We start from the raw sequence: 15,273 nt of genomic DNA, 5'->3' as shown, positions 1-15,273 counted from the left end.
CGCAAAGAGCCGGGGAGTCACAAGACTGGTCGGTCACTTGTGTCAAGGCCTTTAGCCTACGACTTTACGCTATAACCCACGGGGCATACGAATCACAGTGTGTACAATCTAATACCGAAATGTCTACATCTTTTCAGCCTGAAATGCGTTCTAACATGGTCGGATCGGTCAATGGCAACACCCAGCGTCGCTGCCCAGGCTTCAGGCCGCCCTTGCGGGAACGATCCAGCACCCAGCCACGCGCCTCGACTTGGCGCCCTTTGAGATTATCGAAGAAGCTGGCCGGGAAGTTGCGTTGCAGACGAGCGGGAACCTGCAGCACCACGGTGCTATCCAGGCTCAGCCAGACGCCGCCGCGGTTACGTTCGACCGCCTCGATTCGGCCACCGATGACAGCGAACCCAGACTGCCGGACATCCCGTGCGCGCAGCACCGGCGAGCTGCGCCACAGGCCCACACCCGTCTTGCGCGCCGCTTGCTCGGCCAATTGCTGGCACCCCACCAGGCGCACATTGGGGGCAACGGCAACGCGGTAGCCGAGCCCCTCGCTGAGCAGTTGTGCTTCCAGATTGTTGCCAGTGCGGCCGTAGATGTGTGCCAGTGTGCGGCCGTATTTGTCTTTGCCCTCGACGCCCGGCACCAGCCCGACACGCCCGTCGCTGGCTTTGACCAGGGCCTGCAAGCGCCGCTTGGCCGCCTCGGCATAGGGCTCGCTGGTACGCCCTTTGCGGCCGATCTCCGGGGCATTGATGCCGATCATGCGCACACTGCGGCCATCGGTCAGGCGCAAGGTATCGCCATCCACCACCTGCCGCACTGCTACCTGCTGAGGATTGGCCGGCAGCGGGCAGAACGCCAGGGCAGGAAGATGCCAAATCGCGCCCACAAAAAAAGCGCCCACAAGGGGCGCTTTTTTTTGCAACAGCGCGAAACCCGAGGGATTCGCCATGCGCATTATTACTTCTTGGCACCGAACATGCCGAAGCGATCGGCAAACTTCTGTACGCGACCACCGGTGTCCAGGACTTTCTGCTTACCGGTGTAGAACGGGTGGCACAGGTTGCAAACGTCGATCGACAGGGTGCTACCCAGGGTCGAACGGCTTTCAAACTTGTTGCCGCAGCTGCAGGTGACTGCAACTACTTCGTAGTTCGGATGAATATTTGCTTTCATGGTCACTTCCTCGAGCTGCGTGCCGCCACCCAACACCAATTGTTGAATACCGCACGTAATTAGGCGGCGAATAATACCAGAGCCCAGCCTCAGCGCAAGTTGTCGCTTGCACCGACTGTCGTCTGCTAGGCTCGCCAGTCTTTGAAATGCCCTTGCGAGACCTTCCGCGTGTCCGACGTCATCCTGCGCCTTGCCCTGCCCTCCCCGCTGCGTCGCCTGTTCGACTACAGGGCGCCGGCGAGCATGGCGCGCCAGCCCCTCACACCGGGCATGCGCATTCGTGTGCCATTCGGGCGCCGCGAGATGATCGGTGTGCTGGTGGAGGTGTGCGACCAAAGCGAAGTGCCCGCCGACAAGCTCAAGCCGGCCATTGCGCTGCTGGACCCGGTGTCGCCGCTGCCGCCGGCCCTGCTCAAGCTGTGCCTGTGGACGGCCCAGTACTACCAGCACAGCCTGGGCGATACCCTGAGCTGGGCGCTGCCGACCCTGCTGCGCCAGGGCGAACTGGCCGAGATGCGCCAGGAACGCTTCTGGCACGTCGCCGCCGATGCCCGCCACGATGACCCCCGCATCGCCCGCGCACCGCGCCAGCGCGATGCCCTGAAAACCCTGGCGCAGCACCCACACGGCGTGGCCCACAGCCTGCTGGGCAAGCTCAACCTGAACAAGGACAGCCTCGACCTGCTGCTGGCCAAGGAACTGGTCACCGTCGAAGTACGCCGCCACCTGCCGACGCCGCGCCACGAGCACTGGCTGGCGCAGCCCGAACTGCCCCTCAACGAAGAGCAGCGCAACGCCTTCGATGCCGTGTGCCTGGGCCTTGGCAGTTTCAACGCGTTTCTGCTGGCCGGGGTTACCGGCAGCGGCAAGACCGAGGTCTACCTGCAGTTGATCCGCGAAACACTGGAGGCCGGCAAGCAGGCGCTGGTGCTGATCCCGGAAATCAACCTCGGCCCGCAAACACTGGCGCGCTTCGAGCAACGCTTCAACGCCCGCATCGCCTTGCTGCACTCGGCGGTCGGCGACCGCGAGCGGCTGGACGCCTGGCTGGCAGCCCGCGATGGCGAGGCCGACATCATCATCGGCACCCGCTCGGCGCTGTTCACGCCGATGAAAAACCCCGGCCTGATCATCATCGACGAAGAGCACGACGGCTCTTATAAACAGCAGGAAGGCCTGCGTTACCACGCCCGCGACCTGGCCCTGGTGCGCGCCCACCAGGAGAACATCCCAATCCTGCTCGGCTCGGCCACGCCGTCGCTAGAAACCCTGCACAACGCCCAGACCGGCCGCTACACCTTGCTGCGCATGAACCAGCGCGCCGGCGGTGCGCGCCCACCGCGCATGCTGCGCCTGGACGTGAAAAGCCTGCCGCTGGACAGTGGCATCAGCGGCCCGCTGCAGCAGGCCATCCGCCAGACCCTGGAAGCAGGCCAGCAAGTGCTGGTGTTCCTCAACCGCCGCGGCTTTGCCCCGACGTTGCTGTGCCACGATTGCGGCTGGTTGTCCGAATGCCCTCGCTGTGATGCGCGCATGACCGTGCACCAGCGTTCCGGCGTGCTGCGTTGCCACCACTGCGGTTATGACGAACGCCTGCCGCACCAGTGCCCGCAGTGCAACCATGTCGACTTGCGGCCGGTGGGCGCAGGCACCGAGCGCGCCGAAGAGCGCCTTAAGGTGCTGTTCCCGGACTACCCGATCCTGCGCGTGGACCGCGACAGCACGGCGCGCAAAGACGCCATGCACAACCTGTTCGGCACCATCCAGCGTGGCCAGCCGAGCATCCTGGTGGGCACCCAGATGCTCGCCAAGGGGCACCACTTCCCACGCGTGACCCTGGTGGCCATCCTCGACGCCGACGGCGGGCTGTTCTCCGGCGACTTCCGTGCCAGCGAGCGCATGGCGCAATTGATCGTGCAGGTTGCCGGGCGTGCCGGGCGCGCCGAAGAGCCGGGCAAGGTGATCATCCAGACCCACCTGGCCGACCATCCCTTGCTGGTACAGCTGACCGAACAAGGCTATTTCGCCTTCGCCGAGCAAGCCCTGGACGAGCGCCGCGCCGCCGGCCTGCCGCCTTTTTCGCACCTGGCCTTGCTGCGCGCCGAAGCGCACAAACCGGGCCAGGCCGAAGGCTTCCTCGATGAAGCCTGTAGCGCAGCAGAGCGCCTGGTGGCCGAACAGCGCCTGCCAGGCATTGAACTGTTGGGCCCGGTACCGGCTCCCATGGAGCGCCGAGCGGGCCGCTTCCGCGCCCAATTATTGATACAGGCCAACACCCGGGCACCCCTGCATCGACTGATCAGCGCCTGGTTGCTAGTGTTGGAGCAAATGCCGAGCGGCCGACAGGTTCGCTGGTCGCTGGACGTGGACCCGGTAGACCTCTACTGACACCCTGAGCCTTGGCAAAGGTTGGCAACCCGCTCCCGGCAACGGATAATGCCCAGTTTTTCCACCTGCGCATCGAAGCGCTCCACCGCGCTTGCGGTCGAAAAGAGAACCCCATGAAAGACACCATTCGCCAGCTGATCCAGCAAGCCCTCACCCAACTCGTCACCGACGGTGTGCTGCCTGAAGGGCTATCGCCGGCGATCCAGGTGGAAAACGCCCGGGACAAGACCCACGGCGACTTCGCCAGCAACATCGCGATGATGCTGGCCAAGCCTGCCGGCATGAAGCCGCGCGACCTGGCCGAAAAACTGATCAACGCGCTGCCCGCCAGCGACGACATCAGCAAAGTCGAGATTGCCGGCCCAGGCTTCCTCAACTTCTTCCAGAACACCAGCGCCCTGGCCGACCGCCTGGATGCCGCCCTGGCCGACGGCCACCTGGGCGTGCGCAAGGCAGGCGCCGCCGAGAAGGTGGTAATCGACCTGTCGGCGCCGAACCTGGCCAAGGAAATGCACGTTGGCCACCTGCGCTCGACCATCATCGGCGACAGCGTCGCCCGTGTGCTGGAGTTTCTCGGCGACCAGGTCATCCGCCAAAACCACGTGGGCGACTGGGGCACCCAGTTCGGCATGCTGATGGCCTACCTGCAGGAAAACCCGATCACCAGCGACGAGTTGTCGGACCTGGAGAACTTCTACCGCGCGGCGAAGAAGCGCTTCGACGAGTCCGAAGAATTCGCCACCCGCGCCCGCGGCCTGGTGGTCAAGCTGCAGGCCGGCGACCCTGAGTGCCTGGCCCTGTGGACGCGTTTCAAGGACATCTCGCTGTCGCACTGCCAGAAGACCTACGAACTGCTCAACGTCAAGCTGACCATGGCCGACGTCATGGGCGAAAGCGCCTACAACGACGACCTGGCCAACGTAGTCAGCGACCTCAAGGCCAAGGGCCTGCTGGTTGAGGACCAGGGCGCGCAGTGCGTGTTCCTCGAAGAATTCAAGAACAGCGAAGGCGAACCCCTGCCGGTGATCGTGCAGAAGGCCGACGGTGGCTACCTGTACGCCACCACCGACCTGGCCGCAGTGCGCTACCGCAGCAATGTGCTCAAGGCCGACCGTGCCCTGTACTTCGTCGACCAGCGCCAGGCGCTGCACTTCAACCAGGTGTTCGAAGTAGCGCGCCGTGCAGGCTTCGTCGGCCACCCGATGCAAATGGAACACATGGGCTTCGGCACCATGAACGGCGCCGACGGCCGCCCGTTCAAAACCCGTGACGGCGGCACCGTGAAGCTGATCGACCTGCTCACCGAGGCCAAGGAGCGTGCCTACGCCCTGGTCAAGGAGAAGAACCCGAGCCTGGCCGAAGTCGATCTGCGCCGCATCGGTGAAGTGGTCGGGATCGGCGCAGTGAAGTACGCCGACCTGTCCAAGCACCGCACCAGCGACTACAGCTTCAACTTCGAACTGATGCTCAACTTCGAAGGCAACACCGCGCCCTACCTGCTGTATGCCTACACCCGCGTGGCGGGCGTGTTCCGCAAGCTGGGCAAGGGCTTCGACGAGGTCGACGGCAAGATCGTGCTGCAGGCCGAGAAGGAGCTGGACCTCGCCGCGCGCCTGGCGCAATTCGGCGAAGTGCTCAACAGCGTGGCCGACAAGGGTACGCCGCACGTGCTGTGCAGCTACCTGTACGACCTGGCTGGCCTGTTCTCGAGCTTCTACGAGAACTGCCCGATCCTCGCCGCCGAAACCCCGGAGCAGCAACAGAGCCGCCTGCGCCTGGCTGCCCTGACCGGTCGTACCCTCAAGCAAGGTCTGGAACTGCTCGGCCTGGAAACCCTGGAGCGCATGTAAGTTGGCTGCCAAGAAAAAACCTGCTCCAAAACGCGGCGCCAGCCGCCAACAGGCGCCGGCCAAGCAGCCGATCCCGGGTTGGGTATGGCTGGCAGTCGGGTTGACCGTGGGCGCTTTCATCGTCTTTTTGATGAAGCTCGAGCCAGGCGGCGCGGACATCAAGCGCACCAAGCCTGAACAGCAAAAACCGGAAAAGGTGGCAGAAGCCAGCAAGACCACGCCGGCCACTGCGCAGCAGCCGGTGAAGCCGAAGTATGACTTCTACACCCTGCTGCCGGAGTCCGAGGTCATCGTGCCGCCGGAAGCCGTGCCAGAGAAGACGCCACCGGTGCCTGCCCAGCCAGTGACCCCGGTCACCCCGGCAGAAGCAGCGAAGATCGACACGGCACGCGCTCAGGCCGCCTTGCTGGGCCAGACGCCACCACCGGCACCGCCGGTGATCAAGCCTGCGGCCACCACGCAGTTCTTCCTGCAGGCCGGCTCGTTCCGCAAGCAGGCGGATGCCGACAAGGTCCGCGCGCAGATCATCCTGCTCGGCCAGTCGGTGAAGGTGGAGTCGGGGACGGTCAAGGATGAAACCTGGTACCGCGTACTGGTCGGCCCGTTCAGCAACCGCGAACAACTGACCGGGGCGCAGAAACAGCTTGCCGGCGCAGGCTTCAGCAACCTGCTGCTGCAACAGCGCCAGACCCGCCAGTAAAACTCGGTAGGCGCAGCCTTGTGCTGCGCCTACACGATCTGCAATCAGCGACGATCGCTGTTGGCTTCGGAAATCTGACTGTTCAGGGTCCAGAAGTCGTACAGCACGCCGACCAGGAACAGGCCGCCCGTGAAGAAGTAGATGATCGCGGTGATCCACTTGCCCTGGTACAGGCGATGCAGGCCAAAAATGCCCAGGAAGGTCAGCAGAATCCAGGCGATGTTGTAGTCGATCCGACCGGACCGGAAGCGCAAGTCGGCCTCCTTGTCCATCGCCGGGATCAGAAACAGGTCGATCAGCCAGCCGATGCCCAGCAGGCCCAAGGTAAAGAACCAGATCGTCCCAGTGATCGGCTTGCCGTAGTAGAAACGGTGCGAGCCGGTGAAGCCGAAAATCCACAACAAGTAGCCGATGACCTTGCTGTGGGTGTCGTGAAGCGGCTCACCCTGTTGATAACTGTTCATTCATAGCCCTCGTGGGTTATCCGAAAATTTTCTAAGAAAAAATGTGACTTTCTCGTCGCAGGCCGACGTATGGCACCCCACCAATCGACCAACGGATCAGAAATTGATCAAAAAGCTGTTATAAAGTTGCGCGCCTAACACATAACTATTCATAAAGAGCTTCATCTATGCCGCCTTTACTCAAGACATGGCTGACCCTCTGTCTATTATTACCCCTGGCCGCCCACGCCACCAATCGTGAGCAACGTCTTCCCAATGGTTTCACCGGCTATACCACCAATGCCTCGGTGAAACACGCGCCTGCCAAGCACACCACGCTGCGCGCACGCCCAAGCAACGCGGCCAGCAGCCGTGGGCTGCCGGTTGCCTCCATGTCGCCGAAGCAGAGCAGCGATGTGCTCAGCCGTGCGGTGAATGTGCTCGGCACGCCCTATGTCTGGGGCGGCAGCAGCCCGAAAAAGGGCTTCGACTGCAGCGGCCTGGTGAAATACGCCTTCAATGATGTGGCCGATGTCGACCTGCCACGCACCTCCAATGCCATGGCCCAGGGCCACGGCGTGAAGGTGGCGAAGGGCGACCTCAAGCCTGGCGACCTGATCTTCTTCAACATCAAGAGCCGACGGGTCAACCACGTTGCCATCTACCTGGGCAACGACCGCTTCATCCATGCCCCCCGTCGCGGCAAGCGGGTGAGCATCGACACCCTCAGCAAGCCTTACTGGCAGAAGCACTATGTCGTGGCCAAGCGGGTGTTGCCGAAAGAACAGCAGCAGCTGGCCCTGGCCAAGCGCTGATCGAGCCTCGACCACGGCTCTGGTAGGAGCAGCCTTGTGCTGCGAAGAGGCCAGTGAAAACACAGCGGATCGTCGCTGACGTCACAGGCCTCTTCGCAGCACAAGGCTGCTCCTACACCCATCCCATCACTTTCAGCCTTTGCATTGCCCCCTCCATCGTCCGCATCCCCTCCGCCGCCCCCGTCTGCATCACCGAACTCAGCTGCGCCATCCGCCCTTCGCGAATCAGGTTACGCACTGCCGTGTTAGCCACCAACACTTCCCGCGCCGCCACTCGCCCGCCGCCCACGCGCTTGACCAGCACTTGCGCCACCACCAGGCGCAGCGACTCGGCCAGCATCGCCCGCACCAGCGGTTTTTCCTCGGCGGCAAACACCTCCACCAGCCGGTCGATGCTGCCCGCAGCCGAGCGCGTATGCACGGTTGCCAGTACCAGGTGCCCCGTTTCTGCCGCCCGCAATGCCAGGCGAATCGTCTCCAGATCGCGCAACTCGCCGATCATGATCACATCCGGGTCCTGACGCAGCGCACTGCGCAGCCCTTGGGCAAACCCACGGCAATCGCGGCCCATCTCGCGCTGGTTGACCAGGCTCCGTTGGCTGTTGTGGATAACTTCCACAGGGTCTTCAAGGGTGATGATATGCACTGGCCGCTCGCGGTTGAGCTGATCGAGCAGCACCGCCAAGGTGCTGGACTTGCCACTGCCGGTGGGCCCGCCCACCAGAATCAGGCCATCAGAACACTGCGCAACAGCTTGAAACACTTCCACAAGGTCAAGCTCGTCCAGTGTCGCAATGCGTCTGGGTATCAGGCGAAAGGTCGCCGCAACCCCATTCAACTGGCGAAACAGGTTCAGGCGAAAACGGCCTAACGCTGGCAGCGCCAACGCAAGGTCCAACTCATCCCCCTGCGCCCATTGCCGGCAAGCGTCATCGCCCAGCAAGGGCGCCATGGCATCACTCAGCGCCGCTGCCGTCAGCGGCGGCAGGTCCATGCGTTGCAGCTCGCCATCCAGGCGCAGCATTGGTACCTGGCCCGCGGCCAGGTGCAGGTCCGAAGCCCGCGCATCCACAGCACGGGCCAACAGGTCGGTCACATCCATGAGACTCCCCAAAGGCGATCAAGCAGGTAGAATGCCGCAGACCCTTTCGCCGCCGGCATCGATCCATGTCCACCATAGCAGACAACCTATCCGCCCTTGCCGCCCGCATCGCCAGCGCCGCCCAGGCCGCCGGGCGGGACCCGGCCAGCATCCAGTTGCTGGCTGTGAGCAAGACCAAGCCCGCCAGCGCCATCCGTGAAATCTACGCCGCTGGCGTGCGCGATGTCGGCGAAAACTACCTGCAGGAAGCCCTGACCAAGCAGGAAGCGTTGCGCGACCTGCCCTTGATCTGGCACTTCATCGGCCCCATTCAGTCGAACAAGACCAAAGCCATTGCCGAGCATTTCGACTGGGTACATTCCGTGGACCGCCTGAAAATCGCCCAACGCCTCTCGGAGCAACGCCCTGCGGCACTGGCACCGCTGAACATCTGCCTGCAGGTGAATGTCAGTGGCGAAGACAGCAAGTCCGGCTGCGCCCCGGGCGACCTGCCGGCGCTGGCCGCGGCCGTGGCGAAACTGCCCAATCTGCGCCTGCGCGGGTTGATGGCCATCCCGGAGCCCACCGATGACCGCGCCGCCCAAGAGGCCGCTTTTGCCAGCCTGCGCACCTTGCAGCAGCACCTGGGCCTTGGCCTGGACACCTTGTCCATGGGCATGAGCCACGACCTGGAGGCGGCGATTGCCCAGGGAGCGACCTGGGTACGTATCGGCACCGCCCTGTTCGGTGCCCGCGACTACGGGCCCGTCTGATTCCATGCTTTACTCACTCTTTCCCACAAGGACCTGACATGAGCAAGACACGTATTGCCTTTATCGGCGCCGGCAACATGGCCGCCAGCCTGATCGGCGGCCTGCGTGCCCAGGGCCTGGAGGCTTCGCAGATCCGCGCCAGCGACACGGGCGCCGAGACCCGTACCCGCATCCAGGCCGAGCACGGCATCGAAACCTTCGAAGACAATGCCCAGGCAATCGCTGGCGCCGACGTGATCGTACTGGCAGTCAAGCCGCAGGTCATGAAGGCCGTTTGCCAAGCCCTGCAAGCCCACCTGCAGGAAGGCCAGCTGATTGTTTCCATCGCTGCCGGTATCACCTGCGCCAGCCTGCAGAGCTGGGTAGGCCCACGCCCGGTGGTGCGCTGCATGCCCAACACGCCAGCGCTGCTGCGCCAAGGCGTCAGCGGCCTGTACGCCACCCAGGAAGTCAACGCAGAACAGCGGCAACAGGCCGAACAGCTGCTGTCTGCCGTGGGCACTGCCCTGTGGCTGGACCAAGAGCAGCAACTGGACGCAGTGACCGCCGTCTCCGGCAGCGGGCCGGCGTACTTCTTCCTGCTGATCGAGGCAATGACCGCCGCAGGCGAAAAGCTCGGCCTGCCTCGCGAAACCGCCTCCCAGCTGACCCTGCAGACCGCGCTGGGCGCGGCGCGCATGGCCGTGGCCAGCGATGTCGACGCTGCCGAACTGCGCCGCCGTGTCACCTCGCCAGCCGGCACCACCGAAGCTGCGATCAAGTCGTTCCAGGCCAACGGCTTCGAAGCCATCGTCGAGCAAGCGCTGCAGGCCGCAGCGACGCGCTCCGCCGAGCTGGCCGAACAACTGGGCAAATAAGGAGCTTTAGATGAATGCACTGTCTGGCGCCGCGATCTTCGTGGTGCAAACCCTGGTCAGCCTGTATTTGGTGATCGTCCTGCTGCGCTTCGTGCTGCAACTGGTCAAGGCCAACTTCTACAACCCACTGTGCCAGTTCGCGGTACGCGCCACCCAGCCGCTGCTCAAGCCGATCCGTCGGGTCATCCCAAGCGTTGGCGGCCTGGACACCTCGTCGCTGCTGCTGGCAGTGGTCATCCAGGCGCTGCTGATGGGCTTCGTGCTGATGGTCACCTACGGCACCTTCGGTGACGTGCTGCACCTGCTGATGTGGGCCATCATCGGCATCACCTCGCTGTTCCTGAAGATTTTCTGGGTAGCAATGATCGTCATGGTGATCGTCTCCTGGGTCGCGCCCAACAGCCACAACCCGGCGGCGGAGCTGGCCTACCAGATCAGCGAACCGGTGCTGGCACCGTTCCGCCGCCTCGTGCCTAACCTGGGCGGCATGGACATCTCGCCCATCTTCGCCTTCCTGGCGATCCAGGTGATCCAGTCGTTCGTCATGCCGCCGCTGGCTGCCTATGCCGGCATGCCTCAAGAACTGTGGCGGATGATCTGATCCAACGCCCTTGAACATCGACGCCCCCTGCGGCAAGCCTTTGCTTGCCGCAGGGGGTAGCGCTCTTTAGACTTACGCCTCCGTCAAGCGTGAGCAGGGTCGATGTCCACTGTCCTTCCCGAAGATTCCGTCGGTCTGGTTACACCGCAAACAGCCCGGTTCGAAGAACCGCTGGCCCTGGCCTGTGGCCGCTCGCTGGCCAGCTACGAGCTGGTCTACGAGACCTATGGCACCCTGAACGCCAGCGCCAGCAATGCCGTGCTGATCTGCCATGCCTTGTCCGGCCACCACCATGCCGCCGGCTACCATGCCGCCACCGACCGCAAGCCGGGCTGGTGGGACAGCTGCATCGGCCCCGGCAAGCCAATCGACACCAACCGTTTCTTCGTGGTCAGCCTGAACAACCTCGGCGGCTGCAATGGCAGTACTGGCCCGAGCAGCGTCAACCCGGCTACCGGCAAGCCCTATGGCGCCGACTTCCCGGTGCTGACCGTGGAAGACTGGGTGCACAGCCAGGCACGCCTGGCTGACCGCCTGGGCATTGGCCAGTGGGCGGCCATCGTGGGCGGCAGCCTTGGTGGCATGCAGGCGCTGCAATGGACCATCACCTACCCCGACCGCGTGCGGCACTGCGTCGATATCGCCTCGGCGCCCAAGCTCTCGGCACAGAACATTGCCTTCAACGAAGTAGCGCGCCAGGCCATCCTCACCGACCCGGAGTTCCACGGCGGTTCGTTCCAGGACCAGGGCGTGATCCCCAAGCGCGGGCTGATGCTGGCGCGCATGGTGGGCCATATCACCTACCTGTCCGATGATTCGATGGGTGAAAAATTCGGCCGTGAGCTCAAGAGCGACAAGCTCAACTACGACTTCCACAGCGTCGAATTCCAGGTCGAAAGCTACCTGCGCTATCAGGGCGAGGAATTTTCCGGCCGTTTCGACGCCAACACCTACCTGCTGATGACCAAGGCCCTGGACTACTTCGACCCGGCCGCAGCCCACGGTGGCGACCTTGCCGCCACCCTGGCCTCGGTCACGGCAGACTACTGCATCATGTCGTTCACCACCGACTGGCGCTTCTCGCCTGCCCGTTCACGCGAGATCGTCGATGCGTTGATGGCCGCGCGCAAGAACGTGTGTTATCTGGAGATCGACTCACCTTATGGGCACGATGCCTTCCTGATCCCCACACCTCGCTACATGCAGGGTTTCTCGAACTATATGAACCGCATCGCCATCTGAGGACAGCATGAGAGCCGATCTGGAAATCATCCACGACTGGATTCCCGCCGGCAGCCGGGTACTCGACCTGGGCTGCGGCAGTGGCGAACTGCTGGCCTCGCTGCGTGACCGCAAGCAGGTCACCGGTTACGGCCTGGAGATCGACGCCGACAATATCGCCGCGTGCGTGGCCAAGGGCGTCAACGTCATCGAACAGGACCTGGACAAGGGCCTGGGCAACTTTGCCAGCAACAGTTTCGATGTGGTGATCATGACCCAGGCCCTGCAGGCCGTGGAGTACCCCGACCGCATCCTCGACGAGATGCTGCGCGTGGGCCGTCAGTGCATCATCACCTTCCCCAACTTCGGCCACTGGCGCTGCCGCTGGTACCTGGCGACCAAAGGCCGCATGCCGGTTTCGGACTTCATGCCGTATACCTGGTACAACACGCCGAACATCCACTTCTGCACCTTCGCCGACTTTGAAGAGCTGTGCCACGAGCGCCACGCCAAGGTCCTCGACCGCCTGGCCGTCGACCACTTGCACCGTAATGGGTGGGGCGGCCGGCTATGGCCTAATCTTCTAGGTGAGATCGGCATCTATCGCGTCAGCAGCCCTGGCCTGCAGGAGCACCAGCTCGCGGTCTGACGCCCACCGGAGGAATCGCACCATGCGTCGCCTAGCCCTGTTCCTGATCAGCCTGTGCCTGGCCCTGCCTGTACTGGCTGCCGATGCCGCCCGTCCCGAGCGCAAGGAAGTGTTTGGCGACGTGACGGTACACTACAGCGCGTTCACCTCAAGCATGCTGACGCCGGAGGTGGCCGCGGCCACGGGCCTGGTGCGCAGCAAGAACCAGGGCGTGCTCAACATTGCCGTGATCAAGGCCAACAAGCCGGCCATGGCGGTCGTCAGCGGCACGGTGAAAGACCTGACCGGGCGCAGCAGCCCGTTGTCCTTCAAGCAGATCACCGAACAGGGCGCGATTTACTACATCGCCCAGTTCAAGATCGAACAGCCAGAAACCGTGACCTTCGACATCAATGTCGAAACCGGCGGCATCAGTAACTCTCTCAGCTTCAACCAGGAAGTGTTCCCAGGCGAATGATGAATTTCCAGCAACTCGTATTGGCCAGCCACAATGCCGGCAAACTCAAGGAACTCCAGGCCATGCTTGGCGCGTCCGTACAGCTGCGCTCGATCGGTGAATTCAGCCAGGTCGAGCCAGAGGAAACCGGCCTGTCGTTCGTCGAGAACGCCATTCTCAAGGCACGCAATGCCGCGCGCATCTCTGGCCTGCCAGCACTGGCCGATGACTCGGGCCTGGCCGTGGACTACCTCGGCGGCGCGCCGGGTATCTATTCTGCTCGCTATGCCGATGGCAAGGGTGACGCGGCAAACAACGCCAAGCTGCTGGACGCCTTGAAAGACGTGCCCGAGGCCGAGCGCGGCGCTCAGTTCGTCTGCGTGCTGGCGCTCGTGCGTCACGCCGACGACCCGCTGCCGATCCTGTGCGAAGGCCTGTGGCACGGGCGCATCATGTTTGAGGCCAGCGGTGAGCACGGCTTTGGCTACGACCCGCTGTTCTGGGTGCCAGAGCGCAATTGCTCGAGTGCGGACCTCGCCCCTGTCGACAAGAACCAGCTCAGCCACCGCGCCCGCGCCATGGTCCTGCTGCGTCAACGCCTGGGCCTGGCATGATCGAAACGTTGTCCATCCAACCGCACCCGGCGGGTGCGGCTGGTTTCGCCGTGCTGCCGCCCTTGGCGTTGTACATCCACATCCCGTGGTGCGTACGCAAATGCCCTTATTGCGACTTCAATTCCCACGCGGCGGGCCCAGAGCTGCCTGAAGAGGCTTATGTCGACGCCCTGCTGACCGACCTCGATCAAGAACTGGCAGCCGTACAAGGCCGCCCGATCAGCTCGATCTTCTTCGGTGGCGGTACGCCGAGCTTGTTCAGTGCCAACGCCCTTGGGCGGCTGCTGCGTGGCGTTGAACAACGCATCCCGTTCGCGCCGGACATCGAAATCACCCTGGAGGCCAACCCCGGTACGTTTGAGCAAGAGAAGTTCAAGGCGTACCGGCAGACGGGCATCAATCGCCTGTCCATCGGCGTGCAGAGCTTCCAGCCCGCCAAGCTGGAGGCGCTCGGGCGCATCCACAACGGCGACGAAGCGATCCGCGCCGCCGACATGGCGCGCGCGGCCGGGTTCGACAACTTCAACATGGACTTGATGCACGGCCTGCCCGACCAGTCGCTGGACGACGCGCTGGGTGACGTGCGCCAGGCCATCGCCCTAGGGCCGACCCACTTGTCGTGGTACCAGCTGACCGTAGAGCCGAACACGGTGTTCTGGAACCAACCGCCCGAGCTGCCAGAAGACGACATCCTCTGGGATATCCAGGAGGCCGGCCAAAGCCTGATGGCCGAGCACGGCTACCGCCAGTACGAAGTGTCGGCCTATGCCCAGCCAGGCCGTGCTGCCAAGCACAACCTCAATTACTGGCGCTTCGGTGATTTCATCGGCATCGGCGCGGGTGCCCACGGCAAGCTGACCTTCGCTGACGGGCGCATCCTGCGGACCTGGAAAACCCGCCTGCCCAAGGACTACCTGAACCTGGCCAAACCGTTCAAGGCTGGCGAAAAGCGGCTGCCGGCGGACGAGCTGCCCTTCGAGTTCCTGATGAACGCCTTGCGCCTGACCGATGGCGTCGAAGCCGAACTGTTCACCCAGCGCACCGGCCTGCCGCTGGCGCAACTGGCCGAGGCCCGTCGCGCGGCCGAACAAAAGGGCCTTTTGCAGGTCGAACCGGATCGATTGGTGGCCACGCCGCGCGGCCAGTTGTTCCTCAATGACCTGCTGCAGTATTTCTTGACCTAAGGATGACCCATGGACCTGGTACTTGATCTGCTTGCAACGGCTTCCCGCTGGAGCCGCAGCAACCTGTCGGAGATTTCGCTGGCCTTGGTAGGCTGCCTGCTGGTGCTGTTCGGCACCGATATCAAAGCCACGGTGGAACAACGCCTGGGCAGCCTGGCCGGCGCCCTGCGCGTGCCGTTCATGGCCCTGCTGGTGATGATCGGCAGCGGCGCAGCGCTGATCTATGCCACGCCGTGGGTGGTGAAGGGGCTGGGCCAGTTCAATAATTATGCGTTGGCACCGGTGCTGCTGGTGGTGCTGGTGTTGATCGGCGTGGTGGCTGATCGGCGGGGGTAAGGCACGACTACAGCACTTCACTTTCCCTGTAGGAGCGGGTTTGTTCTGGTCAAGTTTTTCCGGACACCGATTACGGTGATCAAGCCGCTTGCTGCTCCATGGCTATTGGCGACAGGTAGTTGTTGTAGCTGTGGAGCCTAATGCGGTTGTAA

17 protein-coding genes are annotated in these 15,273 nt (G+C 63.5%); 13 read left to right on the top strand and 4 right to left on the bottom strand.

Annotated elements, in window-relative coordinates; genetic code table 11:
* Positions 1–133 precede the first annotated feature (133 nt).
* Both HU750_RS03995 and rpmE read right to left on the bottom strand, forming a co-directional pair.
* Positions 134–955: a thermonuclease family protein gene (locus HU750_RS03995; RefSeq protein ID WP_186677020.1), complete on the bottom strand. Its 822-nt coding sequence runs from the start codon at positions 953–955 to the stop codon at positions 134–136.
* 2 nt (positions 956–957) lie between these two features.
* Entirely contained in the window at positions 958–1,173 is a 216-nt protein-coding gene (gene rpmE, locus HU750_RS03990; RefSeq protein WP_027592349.1) for a 50S ribosomal protein L31, read from the bottom strand.
* Positions 1,174–1,341: 168 nt separating this feature from the next.
* Between rpmE and HU750_RS03985 the strand changes: the two genes are divergently transcribed.
* The 3 genes from HU750_RS03985 (at position 1,342) to HU750_RS03975 (ending at position 6,111) form a co-directional block, all read left to right on the top strand.
* On the top strand, positions 1,342–3,561 hold the full coding sequence (locus tag HU750_RS03985) for a primosomal protein N' (protein WP_027592348.1): 2,220 nt from the start codon (positions 1,342–1,344) through the stop codon (positions 3,559–3,561).
* 113 nt (positions 3,562–3,674) lie between these two features.
* Positions 3,675–5,411, top strand: coding sequence for an arginine--tRNA ligase (gene argS / locus HU750_RS03980; protein WP_186677018.1), 1,737 nt, complete (start codon positions 3,675–3,677; stop codon positions 5,409–5,411).
* Between the two features lies 1 nt (position 5,412).
* Entirely contained in the window at positions 5,413–6,111 is a 699-nt protein-coding gene (locus HU750_RS03975; RefSeq protein ID WP_186677016.1) for an SPOR domain-containing protein, read from the top strand.
* A gap of 44 nt (positions 6,112–6,155) precedes the next feature.
* Here HU750_RS03975 and HU750_RS03970 read toward each other — a convergent pair whose 3' ends face one another.
* A complete protein-coding gene (locus HU750_RS03970) occupies positions 6,156–6,575 on the bottom strand; it encodes an NINE protein (RefSeq protein WP_085272247.1) in 420 nt (139 codons plus the stop codon).
* 167 nt (positions 6,576–6,742) lie between these two features.
* Between HU750_RS03970 and HU750_RS03965 the strand changes: the two genes are divergently transcribed.
* Positions 6,743–7,369, top strand: coding sequence for a C40 family peptidase (locus HU750_RS03965; protein ID WP_027592344.1), 627 nt, complete (start codon positions 6,743–6,745; stop codon positions 7,367–7,369).
* Positions 7,370–7,481: 112 nt separating this feature from the next.
* Here HU750_RS03965 and HU750_RS03960 read toward each other — a convergent pair whose 3' ends face one another.
* Entirely contained in the window at positions 7,482–8,471 is a 990-nt protein-coding gene (locus HU750_RS03960; RefSeq protein WP_186677009.1) for a type IV pilus twitching motility protein PilT, read from the bottom strand.
* A gap of 65 nt (positions 8,472–8,536) precedes the next feature.
* Between HU750_RS03960 and HU750_RS03955 the strand changes: the two genes are divergently transcribed.
* From HU750_RS03955 to HU750_RS03915, 9 genes are all read left to right on the top strand, one after another.
* Positions 8,537–9,223 carry a YggS family pyridoxal phosphate-dependent enzyme gene (locus HU750_RS03955; protein ID WP_186676997.1) on the top strand — a complete coding sequence of 229 codons (687 nt, stop codon included), beginning with the start codon at positions 8,537–8,539 and terminating at the stop codon, positions 9,221–9,223.
* A gap of 38 nt (positions 9,224–9,261) precedes the next feature.
* Positions 9,262–10,080, top strand: coding sequence for a pyrroline-5-carboxylate reductase (gene proC, locus HU750_RS03950; protein ID WP_186676982.1), 819 nt, complete (start codon positions 9,262–9,264; stop codon positions 10,078–10,080).
* Positions 10,081–10,090: 10 nt separating this feature from the next.
* The gene (locus HU750_RS03945; protein WP_027592340.1) at positions 10,091–10,681 is read left to right on the top strand and encodes a YggT family protein; all 591 of its coding nucleotides are present in this window, start codon (positions 10,091–10,093) and stop codon (positions 10,679–10,681) included.
* 102 nt (positions 10,682–10,783) lie between these two features.
* Positions 10,784–11,923 carry a homoserine O-succinyltransferase MetX gene (gene metX / locus HU750_RS03940; RefSeq protein WP_186676979.1) on the top strand — a complete coding sequence of 380 codons (1,140 nt, stop codon included), beginning with the start codon at positions 10,784–10,786 and terminating at the stop codon, positions 11,921–11,923.
* A gap of 7 nt (positions 11,924–11,930) precedes the next feature.
* Positions 11,931–12,551, top strand: coding sequence for a methionine biosynthesis protein MetW (metW, locus tag HU750_RS03935; RefSeq protein ID WP_008092977.1), 621 nt, complete (start codon positions 11,931–11,933; stop codon positions 12,549–12,551).
* A gap of 22 nt (positions 12,552–12,573) precedes the next feature.
* Positions 12,574–13,008: a DUF4426 domain-containing protein gene (locus HU750_RS03930; RefSeq protein WP_186676962.1), complete on the top strand. Its 435-nt coding sequence runs from the start codon at positions 12,574–12,576 to the stop codon at positions 13,006–13,008.
* A complete protein-coding gene (gene rdgB / locus HU750_RS03925; protein ID WP_099430691.1) occupies positions 13,005–13,601 on the top strand; it encodes an RdgB/HAM1 family non-canonical purine NTP pyrophosphatase in 597 nt (198 codons plus the stop codon). The genes HU750_RS03930 and rdgB overlap by 4 nt, the downstream gene beginning before the upstream one ends.
* The gene (gene hemW / locus HU750_RS03920) at positions 13,598–14,785 is read left to right on the top strand and encodes a radical SAM family heme chaperone HemW (RefSeq protein ID WP_099430692.1); all 1,188 of its coding nucleotides are present in this window, start codon (positions 13,598–13,600) and stop codon (positions 14,783–14,785) included. The genes rdgB and hemW overlap by 4 nt, the downstream gene beginning before the upstream one ends.
* Before the next feature lie 9 nt (positions 14,786–14,794).
* Complete coding sequence (locus HU750_RS03915; RefSeq protein ID WP_027592335.1) at positions 14,795–15,121, top strand: DUF3392 family protein; 327 nt, start codon at positions 14,795–14,797, stop codon at positions 15,119–15,121.
* The last annotated feature ends 152 nt before the right edge of the window (positions 15,122–15,273 follow it).

Origin of the sequence: Pseudomonas sp. SWRI50, assembly GCF_014269095.1 — a bacterium.
Taxonomy (GTDB): domain Bacteria; phylum Pseudomonadota; class Gammaproteobacteria; order Pseudomonadales; family Pseudomonadaceae; genus Aquipseudomonas; species Aquipseudomonas kermanshahensis.
This window is presented reverse-complemented; position numbering and strand designations above follow the sequence as displayed.

What these genes read in the sequence shown, in the direction of transcription:
- HU750_RS03995 (WP_186677020.1), bottom strand. Translation starts at nt 955, where the DNA reads ATGCGCATGGCGAATCCCTCGGGTTTCGCGCTGTTGCAAAAAAAAGCG.
- rpmE (WP_027592349.1), bottom strand. Translation starts at nt 1,173, where the DNA reads ATGAAAGCAAATATTCATCCGAACTACGAAGTAGTTGCAGTCACCTGC.
- argS (WP_186677018.1), top strand. Translation starts at nt 3,675, where the DNA reads ATGAAAGACACCATTCGCCAGCTGATCCAGCAAGCCCTCACCCAACTC.
- HU750_RS03970 (WP_085272247.1), bottom strand. Translation starts at nt 6,575, where the DNA reads ATGAACAGTTATCAACAGGGTGAGCCGCTTCACGACACCCACAGCAAG.
- HU750_RS03965 (WP_027592344.1), top strand. Translation starts at nt 6,743, where the DNA reads ATGCCGCCTTTACTCAAGACATGGCTGACCCTCTGTCTATTATTACCC.
- HU750_RS03960 (WP_186677009.1), bottom strand. Translation starts at nt 8,471, where the DNA reads ATGGATGTGACCGACCTGTTGGCCCGTGCTGTGGATGCGCGGGCTTCG.
- HU750_RS03955 (WP_186676997.1), top strand. Translation starts at nt 8,537, where the DNA reads ATGTCCACCATAGCAGACAACCTATCCGCCCTTGCCGCCCGCATCGCC.
- proC (WP_186676982.1), top strand. Translation starts at nt 9,262, where the DNA reads ATGAGCAAGACACGTATTGCCTTTATCGGCGCCGGCAACATGGCCGCC.
- HU750_RS03945 (WP_027592340.1), top strand. Translation starts at nt 10,091, where the DNA reads ATGAATGCACTGTCTGGCGCCGCGATCTTCGTGGTGCAAACCCTGGTC.
- metX (WP_186676979.1), top strand. Translation starts at nt 10,784, where the DNA reads ATGTCCACTGTCCTTCCCGAAGATTCCGTCGGTCTGGTTACACCGCAA.
- metW (WP_008092977.1), top strand. Translation starts at nt 11,931, where the DNA reads ATGAGAGCCGATCTGGAAATCATCCACGACTGGATTCCCGCCGGCAGC.
- HU750_RS03930 (WP_186676962.1), top strand. Translation starts at nt 12,574, where the DNA reads ATGCGTCGCCTAGCCCTGTTCCTGATCAGCCTGTGCCTGGCCCTGCCT.
- rdgB (WP_099430691.1), top strand. Translation starts at nt 13,005, where the DNA reads ATGATGAATTTCCAGCAACTCGTATTGGCCAGCCACAATGCCGGCAAA.
- hemW (WP_099430692.1), top strand. Translation starts at nt 13,598, where the DNA reads ATGATCGAAACGTTGTCCATCCAACCGCACCCGGCGGGTGCGGCTGGT.
- HU750_RS03915 (WP_027592335.1), top strand. Translation starts at nt 14,795, where the DNA reads ATGGACCTGGTACTTGATCTGCTTGCAACGGCTTCCCGCTGGAGCCGC.